This window comes from Clostridium sp. K13 (assembly GCF_019734195.1).
Taxonomy (GTDB): Bacteria; Bacillota; Clostridia; order Clostridiales; family Clostridiaceae; genus Clostridium.
Genome location: NZ_JAASHM010000003.1, coordinates 139,668 through 153,738 on the forward strand (window position 1 = coordinate 139,668; position 14,071 = coordinate 153,738).

A 14,071-nucleotide genomic window follows, 5' to 3' on the forward strand; every position below is an offset into this window, starting at 1 on the left:
TATAATATGAAAAATAAAATACTAGTTTTAGCTGGGCCTACAGCAGTAGGAAAAACAGCTTTATCTATAGAATTAGCTAAGAAATTAAATGGAGAAATAGTATCAACTGATTCTATGCAAATATATAAATATATGGATATTGGTTCAGCAAAAATAACTCCTGCTGAAATGGATGGAGTAAAACATCACATGTTAGATGTAACAACACCTGATAAACCATTTTCAGTTGTAGATTTTAAGGATTTAGCAATGCCGATAATAGATAATTTATTATTGGACGATAAACTTCCTATTTTAACTGGTGGTACAGGACTTTATATTAATTCGTTAACTTGCAATATGAACTTTACTGATGCAACAAATGATGAAGAGTATAGAAAAGAATTAGAGGAACTTGCAATATCTAATGGTGATAACTATATTCATAATATGTTAAAAGAAATTGATCCAATCAGTTACAATTCAATTCATCCTAATAATAGGAAGAGGGTAATTAGAGCTCTTGAAGTATACAAAGTAACTAATAAACCTTTTAGTTCTTTTAATGCTGGTGAAGACTTTTATAAAAGTAAATACGACGTTCACTATTATGTTTTAGATATGAATAGAGAAAAGCTTTATGAACGAATAAACAGAAGAGTAGATATAATGTTTGAAAATGGACTACTAGAGGAATGTATTAAATTAAAGGAAAATGGGTATAATTCTTCTATGCAGGCAATGCAAGGAATAGGCTATAAAGAAGTTCTTTTATATCTTGAAAACTCAATAACATTAGAAGAGGCTACAGAAATGATAAAGCAGGGATCTAGGAATTATGCAAAGCGTCAATTAACGTGGTTTAGAAAGGATCCAAGAGCTAAATTTTTAAATAAAGATATATTATCTGATGATGAAATACTCCAAATAATAATGGATGATTTAAATAAATAATAGGTTTATAATTATATTAAAATAAATTATTAGCCATGGAGGTGGTTATTATGAATAAACAAAGCAATAATATCCAAGACATTTTCTTAAATAACGCTAGAAAAAGTAAAACATTAGTCTCTATTTATTTAGTTAACGGTTTTCAACTACGAGGAACAGTTAAATGCTTTGATAACTTTACTGTTGTTTTAGATTGTGAAGGAAAACAAATGCTAGTATATAAACATTCAATTACAACAATAACCCCATCAAAACCTATATCTTTTACAGATAATGAATCATTTTAGGAACTGCATATAGCAGTTCCTTTTCTCTAGTTTTATTAATTTTCTAATTTTTAAATATAAAAAAACTTTATATTTAATATATAATTATATATAATAATTATGAAATATTATATAATGGAGGAACTTTAATGTTAAAAGAAACAGAAAAGTTAATGATGGAGTCATACAACATTAAGCCACACGTATTTGAATTATATAAAAAGGCTTTAAATGATGTAGAAGAACAATTTAAAATTTATGATGAAATAAGAGAATACAATCAATTAAAAGTACTAAGTGCATTCCAAGAAGAAAGAATAAGTGATATGCATTTTACAAATTCATCTGGATATGGATATGATGATATTGGTAGAGATACTTTAGATAAAGTATATGCAAGAATTTTCAATACTGAAAGTGCATTAGTTAGACCTCACTTCGTAAATGGTACTCATGCTATTGGTTGTGCTCTAATGGGTAATTTAAAAACTGGAGATACTATGGTATGTATTACTGGTGCTCCTTATGATACTTTACATAACATAATTGGTATAAGTAGTAAAGAAAACATAGGCTCATTAAAAGAGTATGGTGTTAACTATAAACAAGTAGATTTAAAAAATGGTACTTTTGATACTGAAAAAATTATTGAAGTTCTTAAAGAAGATTTAACAATTAAATTAGTACATATACAAAGAAGTACTGGATACGGTTGGAGAAAATCATTCTTAGTTTCTGAAATTGGAGAAGTAATTTCTAAAATAAAAGAAATTAGAAGCGATGTTTGTGTTTTTGTTGATAACTGTTATGGAGAATTAATAGATAAAATTGAACCTACAGATGTTGGCGCTGATTTAGTTGCTGGATCTCTTATTAAAAACCTAGGTGGTGGAATAGCACCAACTGGTGGTTATGTAGCTGGTAAAGCAAAATATGTAGAACAAGCTGCATACAGATTAACAACTCCAGGAATAGGAGGGGAGTGTGGCTCTACATTTGGCGTTATGAGACAACTTTATCAAGGACTATTCCTAGCACCTCATATAGTTATAGAAGCCCTTAAAGGAGCTATATTCTGTTCTAGAATAATGGAAATTGCAGGTTTTGAAGTTTTACCTAAGTATAACGATAAGAGAAGCGATATAATTCAAGCTATTAAGTTTAATGATAGAGAAAACTTAATAAAATTCTGTAAGGGAATTCAAAAAGGATCTCCAATTGATTCTTATGTTGAATGTGAACCATGGGCAATGCCTGGATATAATGATGAAGTTATAATGGCAGCAGGTGCTTTTATTCAAGGTTCATCTATTGAATTATCTGCTGATGCTCCTATAAGAGAGCCTTATATAGCATATCTACAAGGTGGTTTAACATTCGATCATGCTAAAATAGGTATATTAATTTCATTAAATAACATACTTTAATTATTAAAAATAGGCTATATTTTTTAATATAGCCTATTTTTAAATACTATTATTACTTGGATCTAAATCAACATCATTAATATTTGTAGAGTTATCATCATTATCTATATTATTTATTTGCAAATCATTTATTTCAGCTGTATTATCTGTTTGTAAGTTATTCACTTCAATAGAAATATCCTTATTGTCTATTTCAGTAACATCAAGATCTTTTATTTCCTCTTTAAGAGTGTTATCAATAGACTCTTTATTATCATTTTCATTAACATCAACTAATTCATTATAAGTTGTATCCATAATAGTTTCTTTTTCACCCACAACATTATCATTATTATCATTTATAATAATACCTATATCACTTTCTACAATACTTTCAGGTAACTTTTCTTCCTTAAAATCAACCTCTAAGTTATCACTAACTTCAATAAGATAATCATAATTATTAGGTATAACATATAATCTTTTAAAACCCTTTTCATTAGGTTTAACAAAAAGTTGTAAAATTATATTAAGCAAATCATCTGATGATAGTATTGCATTAGCAAATGAAAGTGAATATAAGTATAAATCAACGTATCCTAAATATTGAATTATTATTAATGGCATAATAGAAAATAATATAAATGGCATAATTAAACTAAGACATAGAAGAGTAGAGTGAATTTCTTCATTTAATTCAGAAGTTACAATTCTTTTCTTATTAAAAAAAACTAAAGTATTACCACTATTTTTAAATGGCTTCTTATAAAACAAAGTATGAATAAATTCATGTGGAATTTGAATTAAATAAAAACTTAGAATATAAAAAACAATAAAATTTATGATAGTTATTTTAATTTCTTGTATAGTAGTAGCTTCTATAGCTAATATATATCCAAATCCATAACCATAAATTAATGTAAAGAGTATTCTTATAAAAACCCTTCTATTTAAATATTTGTCTCTATTGTAATCTTTTATAGGGGATATTATATTTTCACTATCATAGTCTTCCTTTCTTTTTATGAATCTACCTAAATCTATTCTCATATAATCACACACCTTAAATTAAAATAAAAAGAGTCATACAATATTGTATGACTCCTTAAATATTAATATGTCCTAAATAACCCAACTAATTTACCTAAAATTTTGCAATCATCAACTATGATAGCTTCCATGTTATCATTTTCAGGTTGTAATCTAATATTATTTTTTTCTTTATAAAACCTTTTAATAGTAGCTTCATTTTCTATTAATGCAACAACTATTTCACCATTATTTGCCGTTTTACATTCTTCTATTATAGCTAAATCTCCATCAAATATTCCAGCATTAATCATACTATCACCACTTATATTAAGCATAAATAACTCTTTATTATGACTAACATAATCAAGTGGAATAGGGAATATATCCTCTACATTTTCATTTGCTAATATCGGTAAACCAGCAGTTACTTTTCCTATAATAGGAATGTTAACCATCTCTTTTTTTACTGAATTATCTATTATCTCTAACGCCCTTGGTTTAGTAGGATCTCTTTTTATTAAACCTCTACTTTCTAAACGTTTAAGATGGCCATGAACTGATGATGTAGATTTTAATCCTACAGCTTCGCAAATTTCTCTTACTGAAGGAGGGTATCCTTTGTTATCGGTGTAAGTTTTTAAGAATTCATATATTTCATTTTGTTTTTCGCTTACTTCACGCATTTTCAACACCTCACTTATTTAAATATATTATACCATATACAAAATACAATATCAAACTTATGTTCTTTATAATAATAATATTTATTATTGAAATATTATTAAATAACTGATAGAATAATAAGGTTAATAAAACTAGGTGGTGATTTTATGACTTATAAATATACTGAAGACGATTATTGTGATTTATTTTCTAAAAAAATCTGTGATAATTGTGGAAAATGTTTAGAAGAAGATGGTATTGATATTAGAGCCATCAACATTGATGATATAGCTAAAACCGTTGAAGAAAATGCATTTATTGAAGAAGAGTTAAAAAATGCTTTAGAAGCTTTAAAAGAAGAGGAACAGGATTCTGAAAACTCTTCAGAAGAAGAACTTACTTTAGAAAATTATAACGATATTTTAAATAACTTAGATAATAACGAAGATTATGTTGATGCCTTTGATAATATAGTTTATTTTGATGAACTTGGAGTAGATAATGATACTGAATTAGAAGAATTAACAGAAGAAATTTATCCAGGTATAAGAAAAATGAAAAAATAGCAAATATAAAAAATTAAAAGAAACTCATGTAATTTTTGAGTTTCTTTTAATTTTTTATATATTTTTTTGCATTTTTAATAACAAAATGCTATTTTTACGAGTTATGAACATATGTTCTTTAATCGTTTTTTATATTAGCTAAAGGGTTTGCATTAGCAGCTTCTCTTAAAATTTCTTCATCTACATGGGTATAAATCTGAGTTGTAGATATATTCTCATGACCTAAAATACTTTGTAAACTTCTGATATCAACATTTCCATGCTTATACATTAAAGTAGCAGCAGTATGCCTAAGTTTATGAGGCGTATACTTAGCATTGGTTAATCCTGCATTTTTAACATGCTTTTTAACTAACAATTCTACAGTTCTCTTGTTTATTGGTGTATTTCTAGATGATAAGAACAAATACTTTTTATTTTCATCTGTAGCTTTAGAGTCGTTTCGTTTAGATAAGTAATTACTTATAGCCGATATACACGCTTCATTTAAATATACAGTTCGTTCCTTATTACCTTTTCCTATTATAGTTAAAGTATCCTCCTTAATTTTATCTATTTTTATTGAACATAACTCTGATAAACGCATTCCACAGTTTAAAAATAAAGTTAATATACAATAATCTCTTAAATAATTACAATTACTTGGATCTAAGGAGGAGAGTAGTGAAACACTTTCATCTAATGTAAGATATATTGGATGTCTTTTATTTATCTTAGGTGATTCCAATTCAGCTGCTGGATTAGATGTTACTATTTTAGCCTTTCCTTGTAAATAATTAAAGAATGACTTAAAAGTAGCTACCTTCCTAGCTCTAGCATAGTTCCCATTACCCCTTTGTTTTTCAACAAAAGATAAAAATGCATAAAGATCTGTCAAAACAATACTCCTTACAAATTCCTCACCTAAATCATTTATAGGTATATCTTTAAACTCTATATCATCTGGTATATTATAACCTTTATAGACCTTTAAATATTTGAACAATAAACATAAATCAATTTTATATGCTTCAATAGTATTATTTGACTTACCTTTAATAGTTTCTAAATAATTTAAAAAATCCATTATAACCTTAGGCAATTTATTTATTTGTTGAACTTCAATACCAAATCTATTTTTCATATTATTAATATATTTTTCATCATCATTTATAATTGAATTTATATCAATTTTACTTTTTGTTTTTTTATTATTTGAACCTTCTATTTCAGTCATTTAAATCCCCCTAAAATGTTACTTTAACATTAATTTCATTATATCATAGGTATTTTATGCTAACAATACACTTTATTTCGCTAAATGGTTATTTAGCGAAATAAATTTTAGAGTTTTTTCGGTGTTTTTTTGAGTTTTTACTCTTATTTTTATTATATTGTATATTATTCTTACCTAAATTATAAAAACTTCTTACATATACACCTATTTATATCTATCGCTTTTAAACTTCCATTATTATTTAAATTTATCTTTATTTAACACTTTGATTTCTACAAATTTTAAATTTCAACTTTTTATTAACTTTATCATTTTCACTTTAATAAAAAAATAAAAATTTTATATTTTTTTCAAGAGCCATGTGTATTTCTAAACAAAAAAAATAAAACGTATATAAAAATACGTTTTATTTTTCAATCTCTACAATTTTAACAATCAAATCAGCCTTTAATAATTCTGATTTAGAAAAACCCTTTCTAAAATATCTTATTTGTTTATATTTTTCTCCATTCATTTCAAAATCAAGAACATCAATACGATCACCACTATATATTATAGGATCCTTTTGCCCTTTAATATTAATCTTAATCTTCATAACTTACTCCTTTGTTTCAATTATACTTTTAGTATACATCATGATTTTAAATTTATAAAGAAAAAAAGGAAAAGTTTATACAAACCTTTCCTTCTCTTTATAAATTTAATTTACTTTTTGAAAATCCCAAATGGTTTTCCTACTGGTAAAAATACTCTTCCAAAATGCTTATTTAATACAGCTGCTGCAGAACCATAGAATGACATTATTGCTATTAATAATTCAGACCATGCAGCTAACCCATGTGAAAACTCTGGCATAATACCAAAAGAATTTAATGATAAGCCTATGAATAAGAAATCAATTAAAACAAATATTATAAATAATACTTTGTGAGTTTCCATTGCACCTATTGTCATAAATGCAGTAAATATTAAGTATCCTAAGAAAGCAAACCCTAATTGCTTAGTATCTGTAGCTTGAGCTAACTTTTCTCCAAATACTCCATTTTGAATTAACCATGTGAATCCCATTGAATACCAGAAGAATGCATAAGCACCAAATGCTGTTGCTCCAAAAGTATTATCATGTTTAAAATCGTTGATACAAGCAAATAATTGAGCTGTTGCTCCTAAGAATATAGCCCATGGCAATACTAAAGATACTCCTGAAGTCCACCCTAATTTTTGAGATGAAGCAACTAAAGTAATTATAGCTAGTCCAAATAAACCTAATGCTGACGGATCAGCAGTAACAATTTTTATCTTTTGCGTGTTTTCCATTTTTTCCTCCTAAGAAACATTTATTATGACCTAATCAAGATTATCAGAAACTGCTTATCTTGTCAACGCTTTATAATCTATTATTATTATATTCCTCTATTCTTTTAGCAATCTCCTCTAAATATTCTTGGCGCTCATATTTTTCTAACAGTTCCTCTTCTAATTTCCCCTTTTCCTGATCTAATTCATTTAACAAACCATAACTACTAGAGTTTTTCTCCATTTCCTCTTCTATCCCTGCTATTTTTAATTCTATAGCCTCAATATCACTATAAATATTTTCAAATTCTTTTTGTTCCTTAAAAGTAAACTTAGGTCTTTCATCTTTATTCTTAACGTACTCTTTTTTCTTAGTAGCTTCTACCTTATTACCCTGCTCCTCTTTTTCCTTTAAGAACTTTATTTCTTTATTTATTAAATAATCACTATAGTTTCCGTTATATATATTAATTAATCCTTTATTTTCAAAAGAAAAAATCTTATTACAAATTCTATCTAAGAAATATCTATCATGAGATACAACTATTACAACACCAACAAACTCATCAATAAAATCCTCTAATATTTTTAGAGTTTCTATATCAAGATCATTTGTAGGCTCATCTAGTATAAGAACATTAGGAGCCTCCATTAGAACTCTCATTAGGTGTAATCTTCTTCTCTCTCCTCCTGATAGTTTTTCAATCATAGTATACTGCATTGTTCCATCAAATAAGAATCTTTCCGCTAGTTGAGAAGCACTTATTTTACTACCACCCTCTGTTGGTATCCACTCTCCACCTTCTCTTATATAATCAATAGCCTTCATAGTTAAATCCATATGAGAATCATCTTGAGTAAATGTTGCTATTTTTACAGTTTCTCCAACTTCAACTTCTCCCTTATCAGGATTAATTGAACCTCTTATTAAACTTAATAGAGTTGTCTTACCAACACCATTATTTCCTATTATACCTATTCTATCTTCCTTTAAAATGGTATAGTTAAAATCATTTATAAGATTTTTATCTCCATACCCCTTACATATGTTATGCATCTCAATAATCTTCTTACCTAATCTAGTACCTATGAAAGACATTTCAACATTTGGCTTTTGTGCTATATAATCTTGATTAACTAAATCATCAAATCTTTGAAGTCTAGCCTTTTGTTTTGTTGTTCTAGCTTTAGCCCCTCTTCTAACCCATTGTAATTCTTTTTGAATTAACTTTTGTCTTTTCTCCTCTGATACAGATTCTAATTCCAACCTTTCAGCCTTTTTCTCTAAGAAGTCACTATAATTACCTACATATTGATAGATACTTCCTCTATCTAACTCTAATATCCTATTAGATACTCTATCTAAGAAGTATCTATCATGAGTAATCATTAATAGAGCTCCTTTTCTATTATTTAAATATTCTTCTAACCACTCTATAGAATCTGAGTCTAAGTGGTTTGTAGGCTCATCTAAAACTAATAATTCGCAAGGTTTAATTAATGCAGAAGCTAAAAATACTCTTTTCTTTTGACCACCTGATAAAGAGCCCATTTTCAGTGTATAATCCTTTATTCCAAGTTTATTTAGTATCACCTTTACTTCACTCTCTAAATTCCATAAATTTAAAGCATCTATTTTTTCTTGAATTTTAATCAGTCTATTATTATCCTCTTCATTAAAACCATTAGAATTCATTTTTTCCAATAACTCTTCATACTCCATTAACAATTTCATTTCAGGAGTATCACCTTTAAATATTTGTTGAAGCACAGTTGCATCTGAATCAAATGGTGAGTTTTGTTCTAAATACTCTATCCTAACACCTTTACCTTTAGTTAAGGTTCCTTCAAAAAATTCATCCTTACCAGTTATAATTTTTAATAAAGTAGATTTTCCACTACCATTTAAACCTATAACTCCAATCTTATCTCCTTCATTTATACCAAAAGATACATTATTTAATAGTATTTTTTCACTATAAGTTTTACTAATATTTTCAATGTTTAATAAATTCATTTTTTTCTCCTTTGATTATTCATTTCATTCACTAATTTTATCATATTTTAATGATATAGTTCAAATTTAATAAAAAAAATAAGAGATATCTTATTTTAGATATCTCTTATTTCTATTATTCATTTATTAATTTGTGTATTTTCTCTACCTCATCATTTTTATTTAACCACCAATTTCTATACCAAACAAAAATTATTTTATCCTCTGAATTCATTAAATCTATTATTTTAATAAGTTCTTCATAATCAAAAAGCTCTTTATTATTTATATATATAACTTTATCTTTTTCTTTATTAAAATTAACATATATCACTGAAATATCATCATCTTTTCTAAAAATAGTATACCCTAAATTATTTAGCATTTTGAAAATATTTCTATCTAATCTTTCATTGCATCTCTTATTTTCTTTAACACTTTTCTCTTCTATTTTCTCATTAAAGTCTGACTGACTTACAATTAAATCAAAACTTCTATCTATCTTATCTTTATATTGTTTATATTGATTTTCATCTAAAATTAATATAGGAAATATATTTAATAATAATTCATTATTTTCTTCATCATATCTATTATCACATAACTTATCTACATCAACACCATCAAGTTTTATATTTTTACTTTCACAAAACTCTTTCATTCCTTTAATACAGCCTTCTCTTAAAGCTTGTATTAGAATTTTATTATATGATTTTAATGATTCATTTAATTTATTTATCTTTTCATATACTTTATTATAAGAATTTATAATATCTATTCTTTCGTTTTCCACATATTCTATTTGTTTATAAAAATAGTAGTTTTCTATAAATTCTAATATATTTATTAACTCACCCTTATCATCTATTTTTTCATATATATATTCTAAAAGTTTAATTAAATCCTCATCTAAACTCTTAACTTTCTTTTCTAATGTTAAATAATCCTTATAAATAGATAAGGTTTCTTTTATATATAAAATATAATTATATAATTCTTCCTCATTTATAATACAATTATTTATCTTGTCCAAAACTTCATTTTTAAATACTTTTTTTACAAATGAGAATGAATTAGAAAAAAACTTTAAATTTTCTATGTTTTCTATATATTGATTATATATTAATTCTTCCTTTTCATTATATTCCTCATATCTTTTCTTTTTCTTATTAATCATTTCCTTATATCTTTTTATTCCAATGTACTTATACCATTTTAACTTTTCTATATCATCTAATATATTCTTATTATGCTTATAGTTCACATTTCTAGCTATCTCTTTAATCTGATCATTACTATAATTTTTATAATAAACTTTATCCTCTTGGAAATCACTAGTATAATCATTAAAATAAATTGGTGGTATAAAGGCAAAAGTATTGTTTAACACTCCACTTAGCTTTCTAATTATATCATCAATACAATTTGCTTGAATATCATCTCTAAGCACATCAAATCTCTTATTACTTTTAAATTTTTTATATCTTATAAAAGTATTTACATAATTATTTTTTATTAATTCTTTTACTTTTTTTATTATAATTGAACTATCATTTTCAATTATAATAGAAGCCTTACTTAATAAAGAATAATACTCAAACTCTTTATCTTTAAATTCAATAATTTTCTGAGTTATTGAATATAAATCATTTAAAGAGTATTTTTTAGAATCTTTATCAATAAATCCAGAGAATATTTTAATAATATTTTCTGCATTATTAACAATTTGCCTTCTAAGAACTATTATCTTTTTTATTTCTAAATTCTTATCATTAGTATCACTCATAATTTTATTAATTTCTATAATCAAACTATCTTTATCAAAATTATTAATTATAAATTCTTTAAAATATATAATAAGTTCCTCTAATTCATTACCCTGTTTAATTATTGCAACCTTTTTATTGTTTATTAAATTTTCTACTATATCATCAAAAGCTTTATTATTTAACATAAGTCTATATACACTATTCATAGTAATATTCTCCTCATCCCCTTATTACTATATAAATATGTTTTCTAAATTAATTAGATTACTACGAATATGATTTTAATAAAAAAACTCGTCCCTGACATGTAACTATGCCCTGAACGAGTTTTATATTAATATCTAAACATTTATTTCACTTTTTATATCAAGAGCATCTTTATTATCTCTTATAATAGGTTCAACATACTCTTCTATAAATTCAACAACTTGACTTGGAGCTCTTCCAACAAACTTTTGTGGATCTATAATAGCTAAAATTTCTTCTTTACTTAAATTAAATGATTCATCTGCTATAATTCTCTCTATTAAATCATTGTTTAAGCCTTCGCCTTTAACTCTTTGAGATGCAGCCATAGAATGAACTCTTACTCTTTCATGTAATTCTTGTCTATCTCCGCCTTTTTTAACAGATTCCATCATTATGTTTTCTGTAGCCATGAAAGGTAATTCGTTATTAACATGACTAGCAATTACTTTATCATATACAACCATATTTTCAGCTATATTAATATATAAGTTTAATACTCCATCTAAAGCTAAGAATGCTTCTGCAACAGATATTCTCTTATTAGCTGAATCATCTAAAGTTCTTTCAAACCATTGTGTAGAAGCTGTTATAGCAGGATTTAACGCATTTACAATTACAGTTCTAGCTAAGGCACCAATTCTTTCACTTCTCATAGGATTTCTTTTATATGCCATTGCAGATGATCCTATTTGATGTTTTTCAAATGGTTCTTCAACTTCCTTCATACTTTGTAATAATCTTAAATCATTACTAAACTTATATGCACTTTGAGCAACTTCAGATAATGTATTTAAAACTATAGAATCTACTTTTCTAGGATATGTTTGACCAGTTACTCCATAATTCTTATCGAATCCCATTTTTTCAGCAACATATGTATCTAATGCTTTAACTTTTGATTCATCACCTTCAAATAAATTCATAAAACTAGCTTGAGTACCAGTTGTTCCTTTTACTCCTCTTAATTTTAATTTAGTTAATAAGAAATCAATATTCTCTATATCTAAAACTAAATCTTGCATCCATAATGAAGCTCTTTTACCTACTGTAGTTAATTGAGCAGGTTGGAAATGTGTAAAACCTAAAGTTGGCATATCTTTATATTTCATTGCAAAGTTAGAAAGGTGATATAATACAGTTACTATTTTCTTCTTAGTTAATAATAAAGCATCTCTCATTATTATTATATCAGTATTGTCACCAACATAGCAGCTTGTAGCTCCCAAATGTATTATTCCCTTTGCATTTGGACATTGTAATCCATAAGCATAAACATGACTCATAACATCATGTCTAACTTCTTTTTCCTTCTTAATAGCTTCTTCATAATTTATATTATCTATATTAGACTTTAATTCATTTATTTGTTCATCAGTAATATTTAAGCCTAACTCCTTTTCACCTTCAGCTAATGCAACCCATAGCTTTCTCCAAGTTGAAAATTTCATATCATCAGAAAATACATAACTCATTTCCTTTGATGCATATCTTGAGTTTAATGGCGAATTGTATAAGTTTGTCATTTGAATACCTCCGAATATTTTTTATTATGTATTTAATATAATTCGTATTATAACATATTTTTATTTAGTTTGTCAGTTATAATTCCAAAAAAATTTTCATATTATTTTATATAAATATATAATACGGAGGAATTATTATGTGTAAATTAAATTTCTTTGACAAACTCTCTGCTATTCTTGTTTTATTAGGTGCATTTAATTCTGGCGGCATTGGTCTTTTCAGTACTAATATTATCGCTTCTTTAGTAGGTAATAACGTTATTATTTTTAGAATAATATATATTTTAATCTTAGTTGGCGCAATTGATCTAATTTCCCTTCTATTTAGATGTAATATATTTAAAACAATAAATAATAATTAATTCCACTACATAAAAATTAGCAAAATAAAAAAAGTGCATAAAGCACTTTTTTTATCTTAGTCTTCTAAAGTTTCGATTAATTTAGCGATTTCTTCAGCTGCTAAAGTTTCATCATCACCACTAGCTGTAACTGTGATGTTAGCTCCTTTAGTAACTCCTAATGATAAAACACCGATTAAGCTTTTAACATTAGCTTTCTTTCCGTTAAATTCAATGCTTACATCTGATTTGAAAGATGAAGCCTTTTTAACTAATAAAGTCGCTGGTCTTGCATGTAAACCAGTTCCATTGTTTACTATTACTTCTTTAGATACCATTAAACACACCTCTTTACGTATAATATATTATATATCTAACGATTACATTATATAACGTATTTCGAAGAATTTCAAGACCAAAATGCTTTTTAATAAAAAAGTTAAGCATTTTTTTATTCTCGAATCATTTTCTTACATGTTTATCTAGGTTGAACTATTAGTTTTATAGCAGTTCTTTCCTCTCCATCAATTTCTATATCTGTAAAGGCAGGCACACATACTATGTCTCTTCCGCTTGGTGCTACAAAGCCCCTTGCAATTGCTATAGCCTTTACCGCTTGATTTATTGCACCTGCACCTACAGCTTGTATTTCTACAATATTTTTTTCTTTAATTATTGCTGCTAACGCACCTGCCACTGAATTTGGATTAGATTTTGTTGATACTTTTAATACTTCCATTTGTATTTCTACCTCCTGATTTTAAAATCGTTTACATCTAATAACGTATAGTTACTTATATGATTATATATTCTAC

General features: G+C 26.1%; 15 protein-coding genes. 5 read left to right on the forward strand and 10 right to left on the reverse strand.

Translation table 11 applies throughout. The features are described 5' to 3' along the window. The first annotated feature begins 6 nt into the window (after positions 1-6). The 3 genes from miaA (at position 7) to HCG76_RS03555 (ending at position 2,626) form a co-directional block, all read left to right on the forward strand. The gene (gene miaA, locus HCG76_RS03545) at positions 7-933 is read left to right on the forward strand and encodes a tRNA (adenosine(37)-N6)-dimethylallyltransferase MiaA (RefSeq protein ID WP_221698608.1); all 927 of its coding nucleotides are present in this window, start codon (positions 7-9) and stop codon (positions 931-933) included. 50 nt (positions 934-983) lie between these two features. Then, positions 984-1,220 (forward strand): RNA chaperone Hfq, encoded by a 237-nt coding sequence (gene hfq / locus HCG76_RS03550; RefSeq protein WP_195987939.1) that lies wholly within the window; start codon positions 984-986, stop codon positions 1,218-1,220. A 152-nt stretch (positions 1,221-1,372) separates the two neighbouring features. Beyond that, the gene (locus HCG76_RS03555; protein WP_370778853.1) at positions 1,373-2,626 is read left to right on the forward strand and encodes a methionine gamma-lyase family protein; all 1,254 of its coding nucleotides are present in this window, start codon (positions 1,373-1,375) and stop codon (positions 2,624-2,626) included. 39 nt (positions 2,627-2,665) lie between these two features. Here the strand turns inward: HCG76_RS03555 and HCG76_RS03560 are convergent, their stop codons facing one another. Together HCG76_RS03560 and lexA are read right to left on the reverse strand one after the other, a co-directional pair. Continuing rightward, on the reverse strand, positions 2,666-3,655 hold the full coding sequence (locus HCG76_RS03560) for a DUF3267 domain-containing protein (RefSeq protein WP_221698606.1): 990 nt from the start codon (positions 3,653-3,655) through the stop codon (positions 2,666-2,668). Between the two features lie 62 nt (positions 3,656-3,717). Beyond that, positions 3,718-4,320, reverse strand: a complete 603-nt coding sequence (gene lexA / locus HCG76_RS03565) for a transcriptional repressor LexA (RefSeq protein ID WP_370778393.1) — start codon at positions 4,318-4,320, stop codon at positions 3,718-3,720. 147 nt (positions 4,321-4,467) lie between these two features. On the opposite strand from lexA, the gene HCG76_RS03570 reads away from it, so the two are divergent. After that, positions 4,468-4,866: a hypothetical protein gene (locus HCG76_RS03570; RefSeq protein WP_221698604.1), complete on the forward strand. Its 399-nt coding sequence runs from the start codon at positions 4,468-4,470 to the stop codon at positions 4,864-4,866. Between the two features lie 118 nt (positions 4,867-4,984). Here HCG76_RS03570 and HCG76_RS03575 read toward each other — a convergent pair whose 3' ends face one another. From HCG76_RS03575 to purB, 6 genes are all read right to left on the reverse strand, one after another. Next, positions 4,985-5,989, reverse strand: coding sequence for a tyrosine recombinase XerC (locus HCG76_RS03575; RefSeq protein WP_221698736.1), 1,005 nt, complete (start codon positions 5,987-5,989; stop codon positions 4,985-4,987). Between the two features lie 499 nt (positions 5,990-6,488). Then, positions 6,489-6,677, reverse strand: coding sequence for a hypothetical protein (locus HCG76_RS03580; protein WP_221698603.1), 189 nt, complete (start codon positions 6,675-6,677; stop codon positions 6,489-6,491). Positions 6,678-6,787: 110 nt separating this feature from the next. Beyond that, positions 6,788-7,399: an acetate uptake transporter gene (locus HCG76_RS03585; protein ID WP_221698602.1), complete on the reverse strand. Its 612-nt coding sequence runs from the start codon at positions 7,397-7,399 to the stop codon at positions 6,788-6,790. Positions 7,400-7,469: 70 nt separating this feature from the next. Continuing rightward, positions 7,470-9,395, reverse strand: coding sequence for an ABC-F family ATP-binding cassette domain-containing protein (locus HCG76_RS03590; protein WP_221698601.1), 1,926 nt, complete (start codon positions 9,393-9,395; stop codon positions 7,470-7,472). 115 nt (positions 9,396-9,510) lie between these two features. Further along, positions 9,511-11,349: a hypothetical protein gene (locus tag HCG76_RS03595; RefSeq protein ID WP_221698600.1), complete on the reverse strand. Its 1,839-nt coding sequence runs from the start codon at positions 11,347-11,349 to the stop codon at positions 9,511-9,513. 135 nt (positions 11,350-11,484) lie between these two features. Beyond that, complete coding sequence (gene purB / locus HCG76_RS03600) at positions 11,485-12,915, reverse strand: adenylosuccinate lyase (protein WP_221698599.1); 1,431 nt, start codon at positions 12,913-12,915, stop codon at positions 11,485-11,487. Between the two features lie 137 nt (positions 12,916-13,052). Here purB and HCG76_RS03605 point away from each other — a divergent pair, with 137 nt between their 5' ends. Beyond that, positions 13,053-13,277 carry a DUF378 domain-containing protein gene (locus tag HCG76_RS03605; RefSeq protein WP_221698598.1) on the forward strand — a complete coding sequence of 75 codons (225 nt, stop codon included), beginning with the start codon at positions 13,053-13,055 and terminating at the stop codon, positions 13,275-13,277. A gap of 56 nt (positions 13,278-13,333) precedes the next feature. Here the strand turns inward: HCG76_RS03605 and HCG76_RS03610 are convergent, their stop codons facing one another. Together HCG76_RS03610 and HCG76_RS03615 are read right to left on the reverse strand one after the other, a co-directional pair. Continuing rightward, positions 13,334-13,594: an HPr family phosphocarrier protein gene (locus HCG76_RS03610; protein WP_042398687.1), complete on the reverse strand. Its 261-nt coding sequence runs from the start codon at positions 13,592-13,594 to the stop codon at positions 13,334-13,336. Positions 13,595-13,734: 140 nt separating this feature from the next. Further along, complete coding sequence (locus HCG76_RS03615; protein WP_005212907.1) at positions 13,735-13,995, reverse strand: stage V sporulation protein S; 261 nt, start codon at positions 13,993-13,995, stop codon at positions 13,735-13,737. Positions 13,996-14,071: the final 76 nt, after the last annotated feature.

Coding starts and splice junctions, on each gene's coding strand:
- miaA (WP_221698608.1), top strand. CDS start 7: ATGAAAAATAAAATACTAGTTTTAGCTGGGCCTACAGCAGTAGGAAAA.
- hfq (WP_195987939.1), top strand. CDS start 984: ATGAATAAACAAAGCAATAATATCCAAGACATTTTCTTAAATAACGCT.
- HCG76_RS03555 (WP_370778853.1), top strand. CDS start 1,373: ATGATGGAGTCATACAACATTAAGCCACACGTATTTGAATTATATAAA.
- HCG76_RS03560 (WP_221698606.1), bottom strand. CDS start 3,655: ATGAGAATAGATTTAGGTAGATTCATAAAAAGAAAGGAAGACTATGAT.
- lexA (WP_370778393.1), bottom strand. CDS start 4,320: ATGCGTGAAGTAAGCGAAAAACAAAATGAAATATATGAATTCTTAAAA.
- HCG76_RS03570 (WP_221698604.1), top strand. CDS start 4,468: ATGACTTATAAATATACTGAAGACGATTATTGTGATTTATTTTCTAAA.
- HCG76_RS03575 (WP_221698736.1), bottom strand. CDS start 5,989: ATGAAAAATAGATTTGGTATTGAAGTTCAACAAATAAATAAATTGCCT.
- HCG76_RS03580 (WP_221698603.1), bottom strand. CDS start 6,677: ATGAAGATTAAGATTAATATTAAAGGGCAAAAGGATCCTATAATATAT.
- HCG76_RS03585 (WP_221698602.1), bottom strand. CDS start 7,399: ATGGAAAACACGCAAAAGATAAAAATTGTTACTGCTGATCCGTCAGCA.
- HCG76_RS03590 (WP_221698601.1), bottom strand. CDS start 9,395: ATGAATTTATTAAACATTGAAAATATTAGTAAAACTTATAGTGAAAAA.
- HCG76_RS03595 (WP_221698600.1), bottom strand. CDS start 11,349: ATGAATAGTGTATATAGACTTATGTTAAATAATAAAGCTTTTGATGAT.
- purB (WP_221698599.1), bottom strand. CDS start 12,915: ATGACAAACTTATACAATTCGCCATTAAACTCAAGATATGCATCAAAG.
- HCG76_RS03605 (WP_221698598.1), top strand. CDS start 13,053: ATGTGTAAATTAAATTTCTTTGACAAACTCTCTGCTATTCTTGTTTTA.
- HCG76_RS03610 (WP_042398687.1), bottom strand. CDS start 13,594: ATGGTATCTAAAGAAGTAATAGTAAACAATGGAACTGGTTTACATGCA.
- HCG76_RS03615 (WP_005212907.1), bottom strand. CDS start 13,995: ATGGAAGTATTAAAAGTATCAACAAAATCTAATCCAAATTCAGTGGCA.